The organism is Simplicispira sp. GW247-4R2A, from assembly GCF_059424465.1.
Map to the genome: position 1 here is coordinate 76,191 of NZ_JBWKZM010000019.1, position 14,042 is coordinate 90,232.

At 62.2% G+C, this 14,042-nt stretch carries 12 protein-coding genes and 4 pseudogenes; 15 read left to right on the top strand and 1 reads right to left on the bottom strand.

The annotated features are described in order from the left end of the window. Positions 1 to 33: 33 nt before the first annotated feature. The 13 genes and pseudogenes from AC07ZH_RS13675 to AC07ZH_RS13735 all read left to right on the top strand — a co-directional run. Positions 34 to 873, top strand: a complete 840-nt coding sequence (locus AC07ZH_RS13675; protein WP_495200198.1) for a cyclase family protein — start codon at positions 34 to 36, stop codon at positions 871 to 873. A 13-nt stretch (positions 874 to 886) separates the two neighbouring features. Continuing rightward, a complete protein-coding gene (locus AC07ZH_RS13680; protein WP_495200199.1) occupies positions 887 to 1,243 on the top strand; it encodes a cupin domain-containing protein in 357 nt (118 codons plus the stop codon). Next, positions 1,240 to 2,040, top strand: coding sequence for an SDR family NAD(P)-dependent oxidoreductase (locus AC07ZH_RS13685; protein ID WP_495200200.1), 801 nt, complete (start codon positions 1,240 to 1,242; stop codon positions 2,038 to 2,040). Before AC07ZH_RS13680 ends, AC07ZH_RS13685 begins: the two co-directional genes overlap by 4 nt. 5 nt (positions 2,041 to 2,045) lie before the next feature. Next, positions 2,046 to 2,960: a 3-hydroxyacyl-CoA dehydrogenase family protein gene (locus AC07ZH_RS13690; RefSeq protein WP_495200201.1), complete on the top strand. Its 915-nt coding sequence runs from the start codon at positions 2,046 to 2,048 to the stop codon at positions 2,958 to 2,960. 69 nt (positions 2,961 to 3,029) lie between these two features. Next, positions 3,030 to 3,965: a 3,5-dioxohexanoate:acetyl-CoA acetone transferase gene (gene kce, locus AC07ZH_RS13695; protein WP_495200202.1), complete on the top strand. Its 936-nt coding sequence runs from the start codon at positions 3,030 to 3,032 to the stop codon at positions 3,963 to 3,965. Positions 3,966 to 3,997: 32 nt separating this feature from the next. Then, the gene (locus AC07ZH_RS13700) at positions 3,998 to 5,347 is read left to right on the top strand and encodes an outer membrane beta-barrel protein (RefSeq protein WP_495200203.1); all 1,350 of its coding nucleotides are present in this window, start codon (positions 3,998 to 4,000) and stop codon (positions 5,345 to 5,347) included. A 49-nt stretch (positions 5,348 to 5,396) separates the two neighbouring features. After that, positions 5,397 to 6,593 carry an amino acid ABC transporter substrate-binding protein gene (locus tag AC07ZH_RS13705; protein ID WP_495200204.1) on the top strand — a complete coding sequence of 399 codons (1,197 nt, stop codon included), beginning with the start codon at positions 5,397 to 5,399 and terminating at the stop codon, positions 6,591 to 6,593. A gap of 29 nt (positions 6,594 to 6,622) precedes the next feature. Further along, positions 6,623 to 7,498, top strand: a complete 876-nt coding sequence (locus tag AC07ZH_RS13710) for a branched-chain amino acid ABC transporter permease (protein WP_495200205.1) — start codon at positions 6,623 to 6,625, stop codon at positions 7,496 to 7,498. Next, positions 7,498 to 8,472 carry a branched-chain amino acid ABC transporter permease gene (locus tag AC07ZH_RS13715; RefSeq protein ID WP_495200206.1) on the top strand — a complete coding sequence of 325 codons (975 nt, stop codon included), beginning with the start codon at positions 7,498 to 7,500 and terminating at the stop codon, positions 8,470 to 8,472. Before AC07ZH_RS13710 ends, AC07ZH_RS13715 begins: the two co-directional genes overlap by 1 nt. After that, complete coding sequence (locus AC07ZH_RS13720; protein ID WP_495200207.1) at positions 8,469 to 10,031, top strand: ATP-binding cassette domain-containing protein; 1,563 nt, start codon at positions 8,469 to 8,471, stop codon at positions 10,029 to 10,031. Before AC07ZH_RS13715 ends, AC07ZH_RS13720 begins: the two co-directional genes overlap by 4 nt. A gap of 15 nt (positions 10,032 to 10,046) precedes the next feature. Next, a complete protein-coding gene (locus AC07ZH_RS13725; protein ID WP_495200208.1) occupies positions 10,047 to 10,733 on the top strand; it encodes a DAPG hydrolase family protein in 687 nt (228 codons plus the stop codon). A gap of 32 nt (positions 10,734 to 10,765) precedes the next feature. Then, positions 10,766 to 11,671 (top strand): DMT family transporter, encoded by a 906-nt coding sequence (locus tag AC07ZH_RS13730; RefSeq protein ID WP_495200209.1) that lies wholly within the window; start codon positions 10,766 to 10,768, stop codon positions 11,669 to 11,671. After that, positions 11,668 to 11,844: pseudogene (locus AC07ZH_RS13735) on the top strand (dihydroxy-acid dehydratase); the annotation flags it as partial. The gene AC07ZH_RS13730 and the pseudogene AC07ZH_RS13735, both read left to right, overlap by 4 nt. Here the strand turns inward: AC07ZH_RS13735 and AC07ZH_RS13740 are convergent. After that, positions 11,843 to 12,448, bottom strand: a pseudogene (locus AC07ZH_RS13740) (IS3 family transposase); the annotation flags it as partial. The pseudogenes AC07ZH_RS13735 and AC07ZH_RS13740 overlap by 2 nt on opposite strands. Before the next feature lie 132 nt (positions 12,449 to 12,580). Here AC07ZH_RS13740 and AC07ZH_RS13745 point away from each other — a divergent pair. Together AC07ZH_RS13745 and AC07ZH_RS13750 are read left to right on the top strand one after the other, a co-directional pair. Beyond that, a pseudogene (locus AC07ZH_RS13745) lies at positions 12,581 to 13,267 on the top strand (IS30 family transposase); the annotation flags it as partial. Between the two features lie 199 nt (positions 13,268 to 13,466). Then, positions 13,467 to 14,042, top strand: a pseudogene (locus AC07ZH_RS13750) (IS5 family transposase); the annotation flags it as partial.

The window sequence follows — 14,042 nt, forward strand, 5'->3', positions numbered from 1 at the left end:
CAGGCGGGTTCTTTGGCGACCAAGGAGAGCGAGATGACGATCAATGTTCGTGGCACGGATTACGAGGAAAACCTCAACAACAAGATGGGGCTTGAGTTCTATGACTTGAGCCACCCCTGGGGCCTGGGCCAGCCTTGCTGGCCCTACTTCGAGGACGTGAAGATCGAGCGCCTGCACACCATGGCGCGCTCGGGCGTCCTGACCCAAAAGATCACCACGGTGATGCACTCTGGCACGCACATCGATGCGCCGGCTCACGTGGTTGAAGGCACGGCCTTCATGGACGAAGTGCCGTTGCCGCACTTCTTCGGGACTGGCGTCGTGGTGTCGATCCCGAAGAAGAAGTGGGAAGTCATCACCGCCGCCGACCTGGAAGCCGTGAGCCCCCAGATTCGCGAAGGCGACATCGTCATCGTCAACACCGGCTGGCACAAGCACTACGGCGACAACCGCATGTACTACGCCTACTCGCCGGGCTTCTACAAGGAAGCCGGTGAGTGGTTCGCCAAGAAGAAGGTGAAGATGATCGGCAGCGACACCCAGGCGCTGGACCATCCGCTGGGCACCGCCATCGGCCCGCACGGCCCGGGCTGGCCCAACGGCCTGCTGCCTGACGTCAACCGCGAGTACGAGAGTGAGACCGGCCGCAAGGTGATCGAGGACTTCCCCGAGTGGGAACCCTGCCACCAAGCCATCCTGAAGCAAGGCATCTGCGGCTTCGAAAACGTTGGCGGTGAGATCGACAAGGTCACCGGCAAGCGCGTCACGTTCGCGGCCTTCCCCTGGCGGTGGACCAAGGGCGACGGTTGCATCGTGCGCCTGGTCGCCATCGTCGACCCGAGCGGCCAGTACCGCATCGAAACCGGCAAGTAAGCAGGAGACGCTCATGAAGGTCACCCACTTTTCGGACGCCAAGCCGTATGTGGCGCCCAACCACTACGAGATGCGCTCACTGCGCCTGCAGGGCTTCGAGGCGGGCGGCCCCGAGCAGTTCTGGACAGGCCTGTCCCACTTCCTGCCTGGCGGCGGGGCGGGCCCGGATGCCTCCCCGCTGGAAAAGGTCTATGTCGTTCTGGCGGGCGAACTCCGCGTCAAGACCGAAGACCAGGACCTGGTGCTTCGTGCCATGGACAGCTGCTTCATTCCCGCCAACGAAGTCCGCGAAGTGAAGAACGAAGGTAATGAGGTTGCCACGATGCTCGTCGTGATGCCTTATCCGCCAAAAACCGAGAGCAAGTCATGACTGAATGGCTGAAGAACCCCGCGTCGCTTTTCGACGTGCGCGGCAAGGTGGCCGTGGTCACGGGCTCGTCCGGCGCGTTTGGCGCGCTGGCCTCCAAGGTACTTGCGGGGGCAGGGGCGAAGCTGGTCTTGGCTGCCGGCAACCAGCAAGCGCTCAAGGAAACCGCTGAGGCCTGCCGGGCCCTGGGTGCGGAGGTACGCACGGTCGCTCGACGTCCGAGTACGGACGCTGACTGCGCCGCCATCATGGATGCGGCCCTGGATGCCTGGGACCAACTCGACATCCTCGTGATGGGGTCGGGGCTCAATGACCCGTGCTCCATCGTCGACATGTCCCTCGACCGATTCGAGAGCGTGATGGATGGCAACGTCACCAGCACCTGGCTGCTGTGCCGCGCGTTTGGTCAACGTGTCATCCCGCGCGGTGTGGGCGGCAAGGTGGTGCTGGTCTCGTCGGCACGCGGAAAGCTGGGTCACCCCGCCGGGTACAGCGCCTACTGCGCTTCCAAGGCTGCTACAGATGGTCTGACCCGCGCGCTGGGCTGCGAATGGGGCAAGCACGGCATCACCGTGAATGCCATCGCACCAACCGTATTCCGGTCGCCGCTGACCGCCTGGATGTTCGAGGACACCGAAAAGGCGCGTACGGTTCGCGATGGTTTCCTGTCCCGCGTGCCGCTGGGCCGCCTGGGGGAGCCCGAGGATCTGGCTGGCCCGCTGCTGTTCCTGTGCTCCAAGGCGTCCGCCTTCCACACCGGCCACACCGTCTATGCAGACGGCGGCTACACGGCAGGGTGAAGGCGATGGCGGAGAAAGAACAGATCGCCATCATCGGTGCCGGCCTCATGGGCCACGGCATCGCCCAAGTCTTCGCCTTGGCCGGTCACCTGGTGACAGTCTACGACCCGAACCCGGACGCCCTGGTCACGTTGCGCGAGCGCATCTGCAAGAACCTGATTGACCTGGGCCAGGACGCCGGTGCCATTGAGCGCGTGTTCCCGGTCGAGGAGCTGGGTGAGTGTGTTGCCTCCGCCGACGTGGTGTTCGAGGCTGGCCCAGAAAATCTGGCCTTCAAGAACAAGCTGTTTGAGCAGTTGCAATTGCTGGCGCCGGCGCATGCCCTGCTGGCAAGCAACACCTCGGTGATTCCCATCACGGACATCATGCGCGGCCTGCGCACTGGTCACCGTGCCATGGGAACCCACTGGTGGAACCCTCCGTACCTGATCCCCCTCGTTGAGGTGATCAAGACTCCGGACACAGATCCTACGCTGGCACAGCGCATGTTTGACCTGTTGGCATCGGTGGGCAAGACCCCGGCCATGGTCGAGAAGGATGTCCCGGGCTTCATCGGCAACCGACTCCAACACGCCCTGTGGCGCGAAGCCGTGGCGCTGGTGGCCGACGGCGTTTGCGATGCCGAGACCGTGGACACCGTGGTCAAGGCCAGCTTTGGTCGACGCCTACCGGTTCTCGGCCCGCTAGAGAACGCAGACCTGGTCGGCATCGACCTCACGTTGGCGATCCACGAGACGGTGCTTCCGTCCATCAATGCAACACCTGGGCCATCGCCCTACCTTCAGCAACTCATCGACGCCAGCAGGCTGGGCATGAAGAGTGGCGAAGGCTTCCGTACCTGGACCCCAGAACAGCAGGCCGAGCTGCGCGCCAGAGTGCTCGGCCACCTCAAGGCGATGAACGCCTCAGAAGGACGTTGAACGAGTCGTTTATTTGACCGTGCTGCCCAGTCGCTGATGGGCAGCTTCCTCACTCAGACAGGAGCCGCCATGACCAAGCCGAAAAAAGTCATTATCACTTGTGCCGTTACCGGCGCGATCCACACGCCGTCGATGTCGCAGTACTTGCCGCTGACACCCAAGGACATCGCACAGCAATCCATCGACGCGGCCAACGCGGGCGCGTCGATTCTGCATTTACACGCCCGCGATCCGATCGATGGGCGCCCCAGCGCCGATCCCGAGATCTTTGCGGAGTTCCTCGGTCCGATCAAGGCGGTGACCGATGCAGTGATCAACATCACCAGCGGTGGTTCCACCAAGATGACCTTGCCCGAGCGGCTTGCGCCCCCGCTGAGGTTCAAGCCCGAGATGGCATCGTTGAACATGGGTTCGATGAACTTCTCCATCCACCCGGTGGCGAACAAGATCAAGAACTGGAAGTACGACTGGGAACAGGCTTACGTTGAAGGCACCGAAGACATCATCTTCCGCAATACCTTCCGCGACATCCGCCACATCTTGAAGGACCTCGGCGAGGGCTGCGGAACACGATTCGAGTTCGAGTGCTACGACGTTGGCCACCTGTACAACCTGGCGTATTTCGTCGACGCTGGCCTGATCAAGCCGCCGTTCTTCGTCCAGACCATTTTCGGCATCCTGGGCGGCATCGGCCCCGACCCGCAGAACGTCACCTTCATGCGCGACACGGCCAACCGGCTGTTCGGCAACGACTACCACTGGTCGGTGTTGGGCGCTGGCCGCCACCAGATGTCGCTCCTCACCTACGCGGCCATCCAGGGCGCCAACGTCCGCGTTGGCCTGGAAGACAGCGTGTACCTCGGACGCGGCCAGATGGCCGAAAGCAACGCGGCGCAGGTCAAGAAGATCCGCCACATCCTCGAAGAGCTGGGCTGCGAAATCGCCACTCCCGCCGAGGCCCGCGCCATGCTGGCACTCAAGGGTGGCGACAACGTCGCATTCTGAAGTTTCCCACCAGACCATAACGGAGACAAACGATGAAACTTAGCTTCATCCCGGCCGCCTGCGCAAGCCTGTTCGCTGCCGGCCTCTCGTCGGCAGTATTGGCGCAATCCACAGATGGTGCGAATGCACCTCCATTCACGCTGTTCGAATCCTTTGAGCAAGCCACTGGCGTCAAGCTGTCTGGTTTGCTTCAGGTGGGCGCATCCACGAACAACACCACCACTCACGCACAAGCGACGGCCGGCCACAGCAACCTGCCCATCGTCGGACCGGCGGATGAAGGCCTGCAACTGAACGCGCTGCAGTTCCTGTTCGAGAAGTCGATGCACACCAACCTGCTGCCCCGCATCACGCCCACGCCGGGACCGGTGCCATGGGAGTTCTCGTGGGGTTTTCACGCTGAACTGCTCTACGGGCGCAATGGCCTGCCGGCCAGCATGCAGGGGCTGGATGCCGACTGGGGCATCAACGCCACCCCGGCGGGCACGCCTCCTGGCACAAATCGCCAGAATTACCTAGCCTTGCCGCAGGTCTACGGCGAGATGTACCTGCCGTTCGCCCAGGGCATGACACTGATGGCCGGTCGATTTGGCTCTGGTGTCGGCTACGAAATCCCGTCCGCCTGGCGTCCGGGCCCAAACTTCTTCTACTCGCGCACCTACGCCTTCGTGTCCCAGCCTGACCAGGTGACCGGCGCGCTGTTCTCCGCCAATCTGCTGCGCAACGACACCGGCTTCCTGGCTGGTGAGCTGGGTGTGGTGAATGGCCGCCAGAACTGGAAGGACAACAACGGCGATAAGAGCATCATCGGTGCGCTGCGCTGGCGTAGCGGCGACATGCAGACATGGGTGGACTACAGCTTCATGCGCGGCAACGAGCAGAACTCGCCGTCCGGCGCGCCGCAAATGCCCGTCGCGCGGGTGATTTCGCCGCGTGGCCAGCTGCGCCAGCACCACTCGCTGTCCGTCATCGTGCACCCGGCCGATGGCTGGGAATTGCATGGTGAAGCGCTGTATGGCAAGCAAGCTGGCGATGGCCAGCCGGACACCATCGACATCCTGTCGGGCCCCTTCTACAAGGGTGGCAACTACTCTGGCCTGAACGCTCAAGCCTTGTATCGCACCAGTCCGACTGTGCAGTACGGCGTGCGCGTTGAGACCTTCCATGACCGCAAGGGTACGGCCTTGTTCCCAGTCACCGGTGTGCCCGGCAACTTCAATGCCGTCACTGTCGGCGCCAAGCTGGACCTAACCAAGAACATCGTGTTCCGCCCAGAGCTGCGCTACGACTGGCAGTCCAACAACAACGGTATCAAGGCCTACGGTGGCGGCACCGCCACCAAGCAGACCACACTGTCCGCTGATGTGGTCGTGTATTTCTGAAGCGATTGACTTCCCTCGGCCTTCGGGTCGAGCTCAAAAGGAGACTCCAATGAAGTTTGCGAACAAGTTTGGCCAGATGGCCCTAGCCGCTGCCATGGTGGCTGGCACGTTGCCGGTGGCCCATGCAGAAGAGATCGTCATCGGCGCGTCCATCCCTCTGTCGGGTACGCTGGCCGGGTTCGGCATGTACCAGAAGTGGGGCTACGAGACCGCCGTCAACGACATCAACAAGGCCGGCGGCCTGACGGTCGATGGCAAGAAGGTGACCGTCAAGCTCGTCATCCGTGACGACAAGACCGACCCCAATGTCACCGCCAGCAACACCGAGAGCCTGATTTCGCGTGACAAGGCCGTGGCGCTGCTGGGCTCCTGCACGCCTGCGCTGGTGAACGCCGGTGCTCTGGTAGCCGAGCGCCGCAAGGTGCCCTTGGTGGCGGGCTGCGACCCGCTGCAGGCTTTCAAGTCGGTGCGCAAGTGGCAATACGCCTGGGTCCTGTTCTTCGACGAGACCGAACTCGCTACGGCGCCTTTCCGCATGATGGCTGACCTCGGCCTGCAAACCAACAAGAAGGTCGCGATCCTGGCGGACAACGGTCCTGACGGCACCGTGGTCGGCGGCAAGATCTGGCCTGAGACCGCCAAGGCCGGCAACTACACGGTGGCTCAGAACACCTCGTTCCCGACCGATTCGACCCAGTTCACCACCATGGTGGCTGAGGCCAAGTCGAATGGTGCAGACATCGTCCTGGTGGACGCGATTCCCCCTCAGGCGATCGCCATGCGCAAGCAAATGGCGTCCGCGGGCTTCTCGCCCAAGCTGTTGGTGATGGAAAAGGGCGCCGAGCCTGAATTCTTCGCCCAGGCCACTGGCAAACTGGCCAACGGCGTCCTGGTGGGCGGCTATTGGGACCCGAGCTTCCCTTATCCCGGTGCGGCCGACCTGGCCAAACGCTTCGAGTCTGAGACCAAGCAGACGCAAAGCCAGCACATTGCCGACTCACACGTGGCCGCTCAAATTCTCTTGGATGCCATCGGTGCAGCGGGCTCCGTGGACCGGGAGAAGATCAACGCCGCGATCGCCAAGACCAACAAGACCTACGCGGTCGGCCCAGTCAAGTTTGACAGCGGCAACACCTCGGCCATTCCCATCGCCCTAATGCAATGGCAGAACGGGAAGGCTGTCGTGGTGTGGCCCAAGGATCGCGCCAACGGCAAGCTGATATTCCCGTTGCCTGAGTCGAAGTAAATTCACATCAGTGGACAGCAGGAGGCACCATGCCGAACTTTGATGTCGTGGTCAGCAGTCTGGTGTCGGGATTCCTCCTTGGAGGAATTCTGGCCCTGATTGCCCTGGGCCTTTCGATCGCGCTGGGCGTCATGCGCCTGGTGAACCTGGCCCACGGAGAGTTGCTCGTCTGTGGCGCTTACCTGAGCTACTTTCTGCTGAGTCACTTCGGCATTGACCCCATTGCCGGCTTGCTGCTGGTGGGGGGGCTCATGGCGGTCATAGCCTTGCCATTCCAGCGGTTGCTCATCGCACCGCTGGCTAGCAAAGGCATGGAGGCCCCCATGATGACCATGTTCGGCGTCTCCATCATCCTGCAGAACCTGCTCCTGCTTGCCTTCACGGCGGACACCCGAACTATTGACGCGCCGTATGCGGCTCGCCCCCTCAGCATAGGTCCGGTCACTGTGTCGCAGATCTATGTGATCGGGTTCGTGCTGTCGGTGATCCTGGTCGGGCTGGTCCATCTGCTGGTCACCCGGACGGCCTTTGGCCGCGAACTGCGCGCCAGCTCTGCAGATGCCACGGCTGCCGCCGCGATGGGTGTCGACGTCAAGCGCGTGCACGCGTTGACCTTTGCGCTCGGAGCGGCCTGTGCGGCCATGGGCGGTGTGCTGATCGGCACGGCATTCTCATTCACACCGGGCACGGGCTCGACCTATTTGCTGATCAGCTTCGCCGTGGTGGTTCTGGGTGGCGTCGGCAACATCTTCGGCACGCTCATGGCTGGTATCGCCATGGGCCTGTTGCAGAGCCTGGGTGCCGTGGTCCTGGGTGACGGCTACCGCGATCTGGTCGGCCTTGTATTGTTCCTACTTGCCCTGGCCCTGAGGCCGTCGGGCATCACAGCATCGGGAGGCCGCTGATGGCCGCGACCATGAACGAGCCGGCCCTGCCGGTGGAAGTCCAAACGACCTTGGGTCGGCAGGCGAGACTCTTGATGCTCCCAGCCTTGCTCGTGACACTGGCGGTGGCCGCACCGCAGCTGTCCGACTATGCTCTGGAGATCGGTTTTCGCTTGTTCCTGATGATCACGCTTGCAGAGGCCTGGAATCTGCTGGCCGGCTATGGCGGCCTGGTGTCGTTGGGCACAGCATCCTTCGTTGGGGTGGGGGCCTACGCGCTGACCGGCCTGATCAACAAGGCAGGACTGCCGCTGGCGCTGGCGATTCCCGGAGGCGGTGTCGCGGGTGCGCTGCTCGCCTTGGCCGTTTGCCGCGCTGTCTTCAGGCTTCGCGGCTTGTACTTCACAGTCGGCACGCTGGCGCTGGCCGAGGCGCTGCGCCTGCTGATGGTGAACTACAGCGGATTCGGTGGTGCCTCGGGCCTGTTCCTGAGTATCGATCCACCCGGCCTGCGTGACCTCTACTGGGTGGCACTCAGCATCCTGGCATTCACTTCGGTCGTGATGACGATCGCGACCCAATCCCGCTTCTCCATTCTGCTGCGCAGCGTTCGTGATGACGAGGATGCGGCGGCCCAGATTGGTGTCCGCCCCTTCCGCATCAAGTTGATAGCCTTCGTGCTGGCCAGCTTCCTAATGGGCATAGCTGGTGCACTTCAAGGTCTGAAGGTTGGCACCGTTGAGCCCTATGGCACCTTTGGCATGCAATGGACGGTCAATGTGCTCTCGATCGTGATCATTGGCGGCCAGGGCCAGCGAGCAGGCCCGGCAGTGGGTGCCATCTTCGTGGTAGCGTTGTCGGAGCTGTTGGCCGACTACCCCGCTCTGCACCTGTCGATCACCGGTCTGATCCTGATTCTGGTCATTCGCTTTGCGCCGCAGGGCCTGGTGGGCCTGGCCAAGCGTTTGACCGCAACCAAGGGGGGCAAGTCATGACCAGTCCTCTCATCCAGGCAGAGGGCCTGGTCAAGCGGTACGGCGGCATTGTCGCCACCGACAACGTCTCGCTCGAACTCAAGCACGGTGAGGTGATGGGCATCATCGGCCCCAACGGCGCAGGCAAATCGACCTTGATCAGCTTACTGGGGGGGGCACTGGCACCAAGCGAGGGCCGCATTCTGCTCAACGGTCTGGATGTGACGGCACTGCCTGCATCGGACCGCGCTCGGCGCGGCATTGGTCGCACCTACCAGATCCCGCGGCCGTTTCTCGACATGACGGTGCGCGAGAACCTGCTTGCCGCTCGCTTCTCGCTGCACCCGTTTGATTCGGGTGCCAAGGCTAAGCAGGCCTGTGACGCCATCCTGGTTCGATGCGGCCTGGATGATGCGGCAGACCTGAAGGGGCGTGAGCTGCCGCTGCTACGTCGCAAGCGGCTGGAAGTCGCTCGTGCGCTGGCCTTGCAACCCAAGTTGCTGTTGCTAGACGAGGTGGGCGCTGGCCTGGTCGATTCGGAAGTGACCGAGCTGATTGACCTGGTGAAGTCGCTCAAGAACGAAGTGGACGGCATCATCATCATCGAGCACGTCTTGCGCGTGGTTCGAGAGTGCTGCAGCCGTTTGCTCGTAGTGAATTTCGGGAAAAAGTTTACCGAGGGAACCACAGCGGACGTGCTGGCCAGCGATGATGTGGCGGCAGTCTACCTGGGCACCGCACATGGTGGCGACAAGAACCCAGGTCGCACGGCGGGCAAGACCCCTGCCGAGAAAGCGGCAGCCCCGACCCATGCGGGCGCCATCGCCGGCCTAGTGGCACCAACCAAAGCGAGTCAGGTCAGCGCTGCACCAGTGCTTGAACTGCGCGGCGTTCACGCCGGTTACGGACAAGCCCGCGTTCTCAACGGTATCGACCTGAAGGTCAACGCCGGTCAGGTCGTGGCCATCCTGGGAACCAACGGGGTGGGCAAGACCACGCTGTCTCAGGTCATCAGCGGCACCAACAAGCCTACCGCGGGCAAGATGCTGATCGACGGCGTGGATGTCACTGGCATGCCTGCCCATCGCATCTCGCGCCTCGGCCTGGCCCAGTGCATGGAAGGGCGGCGGATCTTTGCACCGCTTACGGTCGAAGAGAACCTGCTCCTGCCAGCGCGTAGCGTGCCGGCGGAGCAGAGGGCAGAGCGCCTGGAGCGTGTCTACACGCTGCTTCCGGATTTAAAGGAACGCCGACTCAACGGTGGCACATCGATGTCCGGTGGCCAGCAGCAGATGCTCGCCATTGGCAGAGCCTTGATGTCTCGCCCCCGCCTGGTGCTTTTCGACGAGATCAGTTTGGGCCTGGCGCCCATCATGATGGACAGGCTGTACGCCGCCTTGAGCGAATTGCGGGCAGCTGGGCTCACGATGCTGATCGTCGAACAAGACGTAGAACGCGCACTGGAACTCGCCGACGATGTTCATGTGATGGAACGTGGTCAATTCGCGCTCTCGGGCACCGCCAAAGCCATACGCGAAGACCCGCGCCTGCGACATCTGTACATTGGCACTGCAGACTAAACCTGGAGACAAAACATGCTGCTCAACGAAGCGAACCGTTTGCTAGATCCCGCACCTATGCCTCTTGAGACCGGCTACGAACGGGCGCCTGACGGCGTCCTGCATGTGGCCTGCCGCACCGATCTGCATGGGTGCACGGGCGAGATGTTCGAGTGGTGGTTTCGGTCTCGTCCGAACACTCAGCAGTACATATGGTGGCACCCCGTCGATCACGTCTCCAGCGATTGGGAAGGGGGTGACTCCAGCACCCACGTGGGATCGACCCACGTCGTGGAGGAGTTCTTCACCGGCCTGCCAGCCGCGAAGTTACTGATCCAGTTCCGTGCCAATGAGGAGTTCTTCGATGCCGACGCCTACAAGTCGGCCAGGGCGGAAGGGCGCATCAGCGGCTCCGTTTGCGGGCGAACCGGCATGGGGTGGGACGCGCCGCGCCTGCCCGACGGCCGCATGCTGGGCGGACGCCTGCTGCACATCGCTCGGAACACCCCCTGGGGCTGTGCGCTAAGAAGCCACTTCTACATGGGGCAGGACCTGCCCATAGCTGGGAAGAGCCCTGCAGAGATCGCAGAGATGATCCCGGACGCCTTCGCGATAGGTCTGCTGCAGCATTGCTACAACGAGTTCACTTTCCTGTCGCGCTTCCTACCTTCGCTGTTCATCGCGGAGAACCGCAAGACCCACAAGGTCGAGCTGCCCTGGTAAGGGCGGTTTCCCGATCACCAACCAGTGCTGTCGTGAAGCCCGATGCCAGACAGCGTCTGGCCAAGACGCTGTTGTGGGTTACGCCGGCACTCTGGTCCTCCAATTACGTGATCGCCAGGGCTGCAAACGGGGTCTTGGCGCCGCATGTTCTGGCGCTGGGGCGCTGGACTTTCGCATTGCTGTTGCTGCTTCCACTAGTCTGGTCGACCAGACACGAGATCGTGGCCGCGTCACAGCGGGAGTGGGGGCAATGGCTGGTGTTGGGGGCGCTGGGCATGTGGATCTGTGGCGCCTTTGTCTATGTCGGCGGCCAGTCGACATCGGCCACCAACATAGGGCTGATCTACGCTGCCACGCCAGTGGGTATCGCCGTGATGAGTCGGCACCTCTTGCACGAACGTGCCACGCGTGCCCAGCAGTTCGCAATGGGCCTAGCCCTGCTGGGCGTGCTTTTCATCATTTCTCGTGGCGACCTGTTGAGCCTGATGCAGGCGCATTTCGTGGCGGGCGACCTCTGGATCCTTGCTGCGGCGTGTTCGTGGGTGGTCTTCTCAGTGCTGCAGCAGTTTTGGCAGTCTGAGCTGAGCCCACGCCAGCGACTGGTGGGCATAACGGTGGGGGGTCTGATCGTCCTGCTGCCCTTCACCGCGCTGGAGCTTGCCGTCACGATTGCACCAGCGCTGACCGCCAAGGCCCTGTTGCTGATCGTGCTGGCGGGCCTGCTGCCCGGCTTCCTGTCCTACCAGGCCTATTCCTTCATGGTTCGTGAACTTGGCGCCACCCGTGCTGGCGTGGTCATGTACCTGAGCCCCGTTTATGCCGCGATTACCGCATGGTGGCTGCTGGGTGAGGCGCCGCATTGGTTTCACGCTTGGGGTGCTGCACTCATCCTGCCCAGCATCTACCTGGCATCCATTCAACCGAGGAACAACGAATGACCATTAACCGACGGTCCAAGAACATCACTGAAGGCGTTGCCCGCACGTCCAACCGCTCCATGTACTACGGCATGGGTTACCAAGAGTCAGACTTTGGCAAACCCATGATCGGTGTGGCCAATGGCCACTCCACCATCACACCATGCAACTCTGGCTTGCAGAAGCTGGCCGATAGATCGTGCGCCCAGGCGCCTTCTTGCTGGTGTTGGGCAACGTGCCCAGCGCCGCGATGCTCATGCGCCGCATCAGCGTGGTCATATAGTTGCGGCCGACCGCGAAGCCTTCGGCTCGCAGCAGGTCGCGTAGCATGCGGGCTCCGGCGAAGGGAACCTCCAGGTGAAGTTCGTCGACACGACGCATCAGCCTCAGGTCACCATCGCTCACTGGCTTGGCCGTGTAGTACGCAGAGCCTCGGCTGATGTTCACCAGTTCGGCCTGGCGCTGGATCGGCAGATCGTGGCATCGATCAATCATCGCTTTGCGCTCAGCATGCCGGCCTTGATGAGCGCACCCTCCAAAAAATCATTCTCTAGCGCCAACCGGCCAATCTTCGCGTGCAGCGTCTTCAGGTCGATCGTGGGCTCGGGCGTCGATGGCTCGCCTCCGAACACATCTGCCGCTCGCGTGAGCAACTGGTTCCTCCAGTCGGTGATCTGGTTGGGGTGCACGTCACCCTGCTGCGCTAATTCGGCCAGCGCCCTTGTCGCCTCGAACGGCGGTCAGCGCCACCTTGGCCTTGAATGCCGCTGAGTGCGTACGGCGGGGTCTTCTGCTCATCTTTGCTCCAATATTCACAGGCGAGGTCCTCGCCAGCAGGAGCAGTTTCCACACTTATCGGAATGTTCAGATTTCCGGGGCCAGCTCTACCTGACACTGGCACGCTTGTATCCTCTGGGTCATGAGCACCGCGTGTCACACGAGACCATCTACAACTGCATTTATGCCATGCCCGTGGGGGAGCTTCGCAAAGAGTTGATCGCCACCTTGCGCCACGCCCACAACAAGCGCCTGCCGCGCAGCAAAGGCAAGGACCGCAGGGGTCAGATCCCTGACATGCTGAGCATCCACGTGCGCCCTCCAGAGATCGGAGACCGCCAGCTCCCTGGGCACTGGGAAGGTGACCTGATCAAAGGCGAAGGCAATGCCAGTGCGGTGGGAACCTTGGTGGAGCGCACCAGCCGTTTGGTCATGCTGGTCAAACTCCCAGAGTTCAGGCCAGCCAGCGCTGCCAACGTCTTGCAGGGCTTCACGGACAAGCTGCTGAGCATTGCCCAACCGATGCGCCTCTCCATGACGTACGACCAGGGCAGGGAGATGAGCATGCACAAGAAGCTCAGCGAGCAGACCGGCATAGCGGTGTACTTCTGCGACCCACACAGCCCCTGGCAGCGGGGCTCCAACGAGAACATGAATGGCCTGGTGCGCCAGTACCTGCCCAAGGGGACGGACCTGAGCATCTACAGCCAGGAGCAGCTCGATGCGATAGCCGATGAAATCAACAACCGCCCCAGAAAGGGTCTGGGGGTACGATCACCGCTGGCTGTGTACCGCGAGTTGCTGATCAACAACCCGCAGCACTCCACCCTTGTTCATTGATATCCAGGGTGTTGCGCTTCGCTATTGAATCCGCCGCCTTCCCCAAGAAATCCGAGAGGGAATTCGGGAATCGGCCCTCGCCGGGATCGGCCGGCGTGGCCTGTTTGCTGGGTTTTCCCGCTTGGCGGGTTAAGGATTTATCCGTAAATTATGTAAACTCCAGACCTGAGTCGAGCTTCACTTGGCGTGGGAAAGACAGATGACCAAGGCCCATGCCCATTCATGGGAGGTGACGGATGAATTCTGGAGACGGGTGGAGCCCCTGGTCCCGCAGCCAGTGCGCGACCCGAACAAACAATACCTGCGCAGTGCAGGAGCGGGGCGCCCACCAAAGGCACCTCGATTGGTTTTCGAGGCCATCGTGTACGTCCTGAGGACGGGCTGTCAATGGAAGGCACTGCCAGCCGAGCGCTTTGGCAGTGCCAGCGCTGTGCATCAGAAATTCATGCAATGGTCCAAGGCCGGGTTCTTTGAGTCGTTATGGAAGGCAGGCCTTGCCGAATACGACGATCTCGAAGGCATTGCCTGGCGCTGGCAGAGCATTGACGGGGCGATGTTCAAGGCGCCGCTGGCGCAAGAGGCAGTTGGTTCCAATCCGACGGATCGGGGGAAAAAATGGCAGCAAGCGCCATTTGCTGGTGGACGGGCGTGGCGTCCCGTTGTCACTCGTCGTGACGGGAGTCAACGCACACGACGTGACGCAGATTGAGGCCGTGCTCGATGCCATCGTGGTCAAACGCCCGACTCCAAAGCAGCGACGCTCCAAACATCTGTG

Excerpts from the sequence above, each read along its gene's own strand:
- AC07ZH_RS13705 (WP_495200204.1), top strand. The coding sequence starts at position 5,397 with ATGAAGTTTGCGAACAAGTTTGGCCAGATGGCCCTAGCCGCTGCCATG.
- AC07ZH_RS13715 (WP_495200206.1), top strand. The coding sequence starts at position 7,498 with ATGGCCGCGACCATGAACGAGCCGGCCCTGCCGGTGGAAGTCCAAACG.
- AC07ZH_RS13690 (WP_495200201.1), top strand. The coding sequence starts at position 2,046 with ATGGCGGAGAAAGAACAGATCGCCATCATCGGTGCCGGCCTCATGGGC.
- AC07ZH_RS13720 (WP_495200207.1), top strand. The coding sequence starts at position 8,469 with ATGACCAGTCCTCTCATCCAGGCAGAGGGCCTGGTCAAGCGGTACGGC.
- AC07ZH_RS13680 (WP_495200199.1), top strand. The coding sequence starts at position 887 with ATGAAGGTCACCCACTTTTCGGACGCCAAGCCGTATGTGGCGCCCAAC.
- AC07ZH_RS13685 (WP_495200200.1), top strand. The coding sequence starts at position 1,240 with ATGACTGAATGGCTGAAGAACCCCGCGTCGCTTTTCGACGTGCGCGGC.
- AC07ZH_RS13675 (WP_495200198.1), top strand. The coding sequence starts at position 34 with ATGACGATCAATGTTCGTGGCACGGATTACGAGGAAAACCTCAACAAC.
- AC07ZH_RS13725 (WP_495200208.1), top strand. The coding sequence starts at position 10,047 with ATGCTGCTCAACGAAGCGAACCGTTTGCTAGATCCCGCACCTATGCCT.
- AC07ZH_RS13710 (WP_495200205.1), top strand. The coding sequence starts at position 6,623 with ATGCCGAACTTTGATGTCGTGGTCAGCAGTCTGGTGTCGGGATTCCTC.
- AC07ZH_RS13700 (WP_495200203.1), top strand. The coding sequence starts at position 3,998 with ATGAAACTTAGCTTCATCCCGGCCGCCTGCGCAAGCCTGTTCGCTGCC.
- kce (WP_495200202.1), top strand. The coding sequence starts at position 3,030 with ATGACCAAGCCGAAAAAAGTCATTATCACTTGTGCCGTTACCGGCGCG.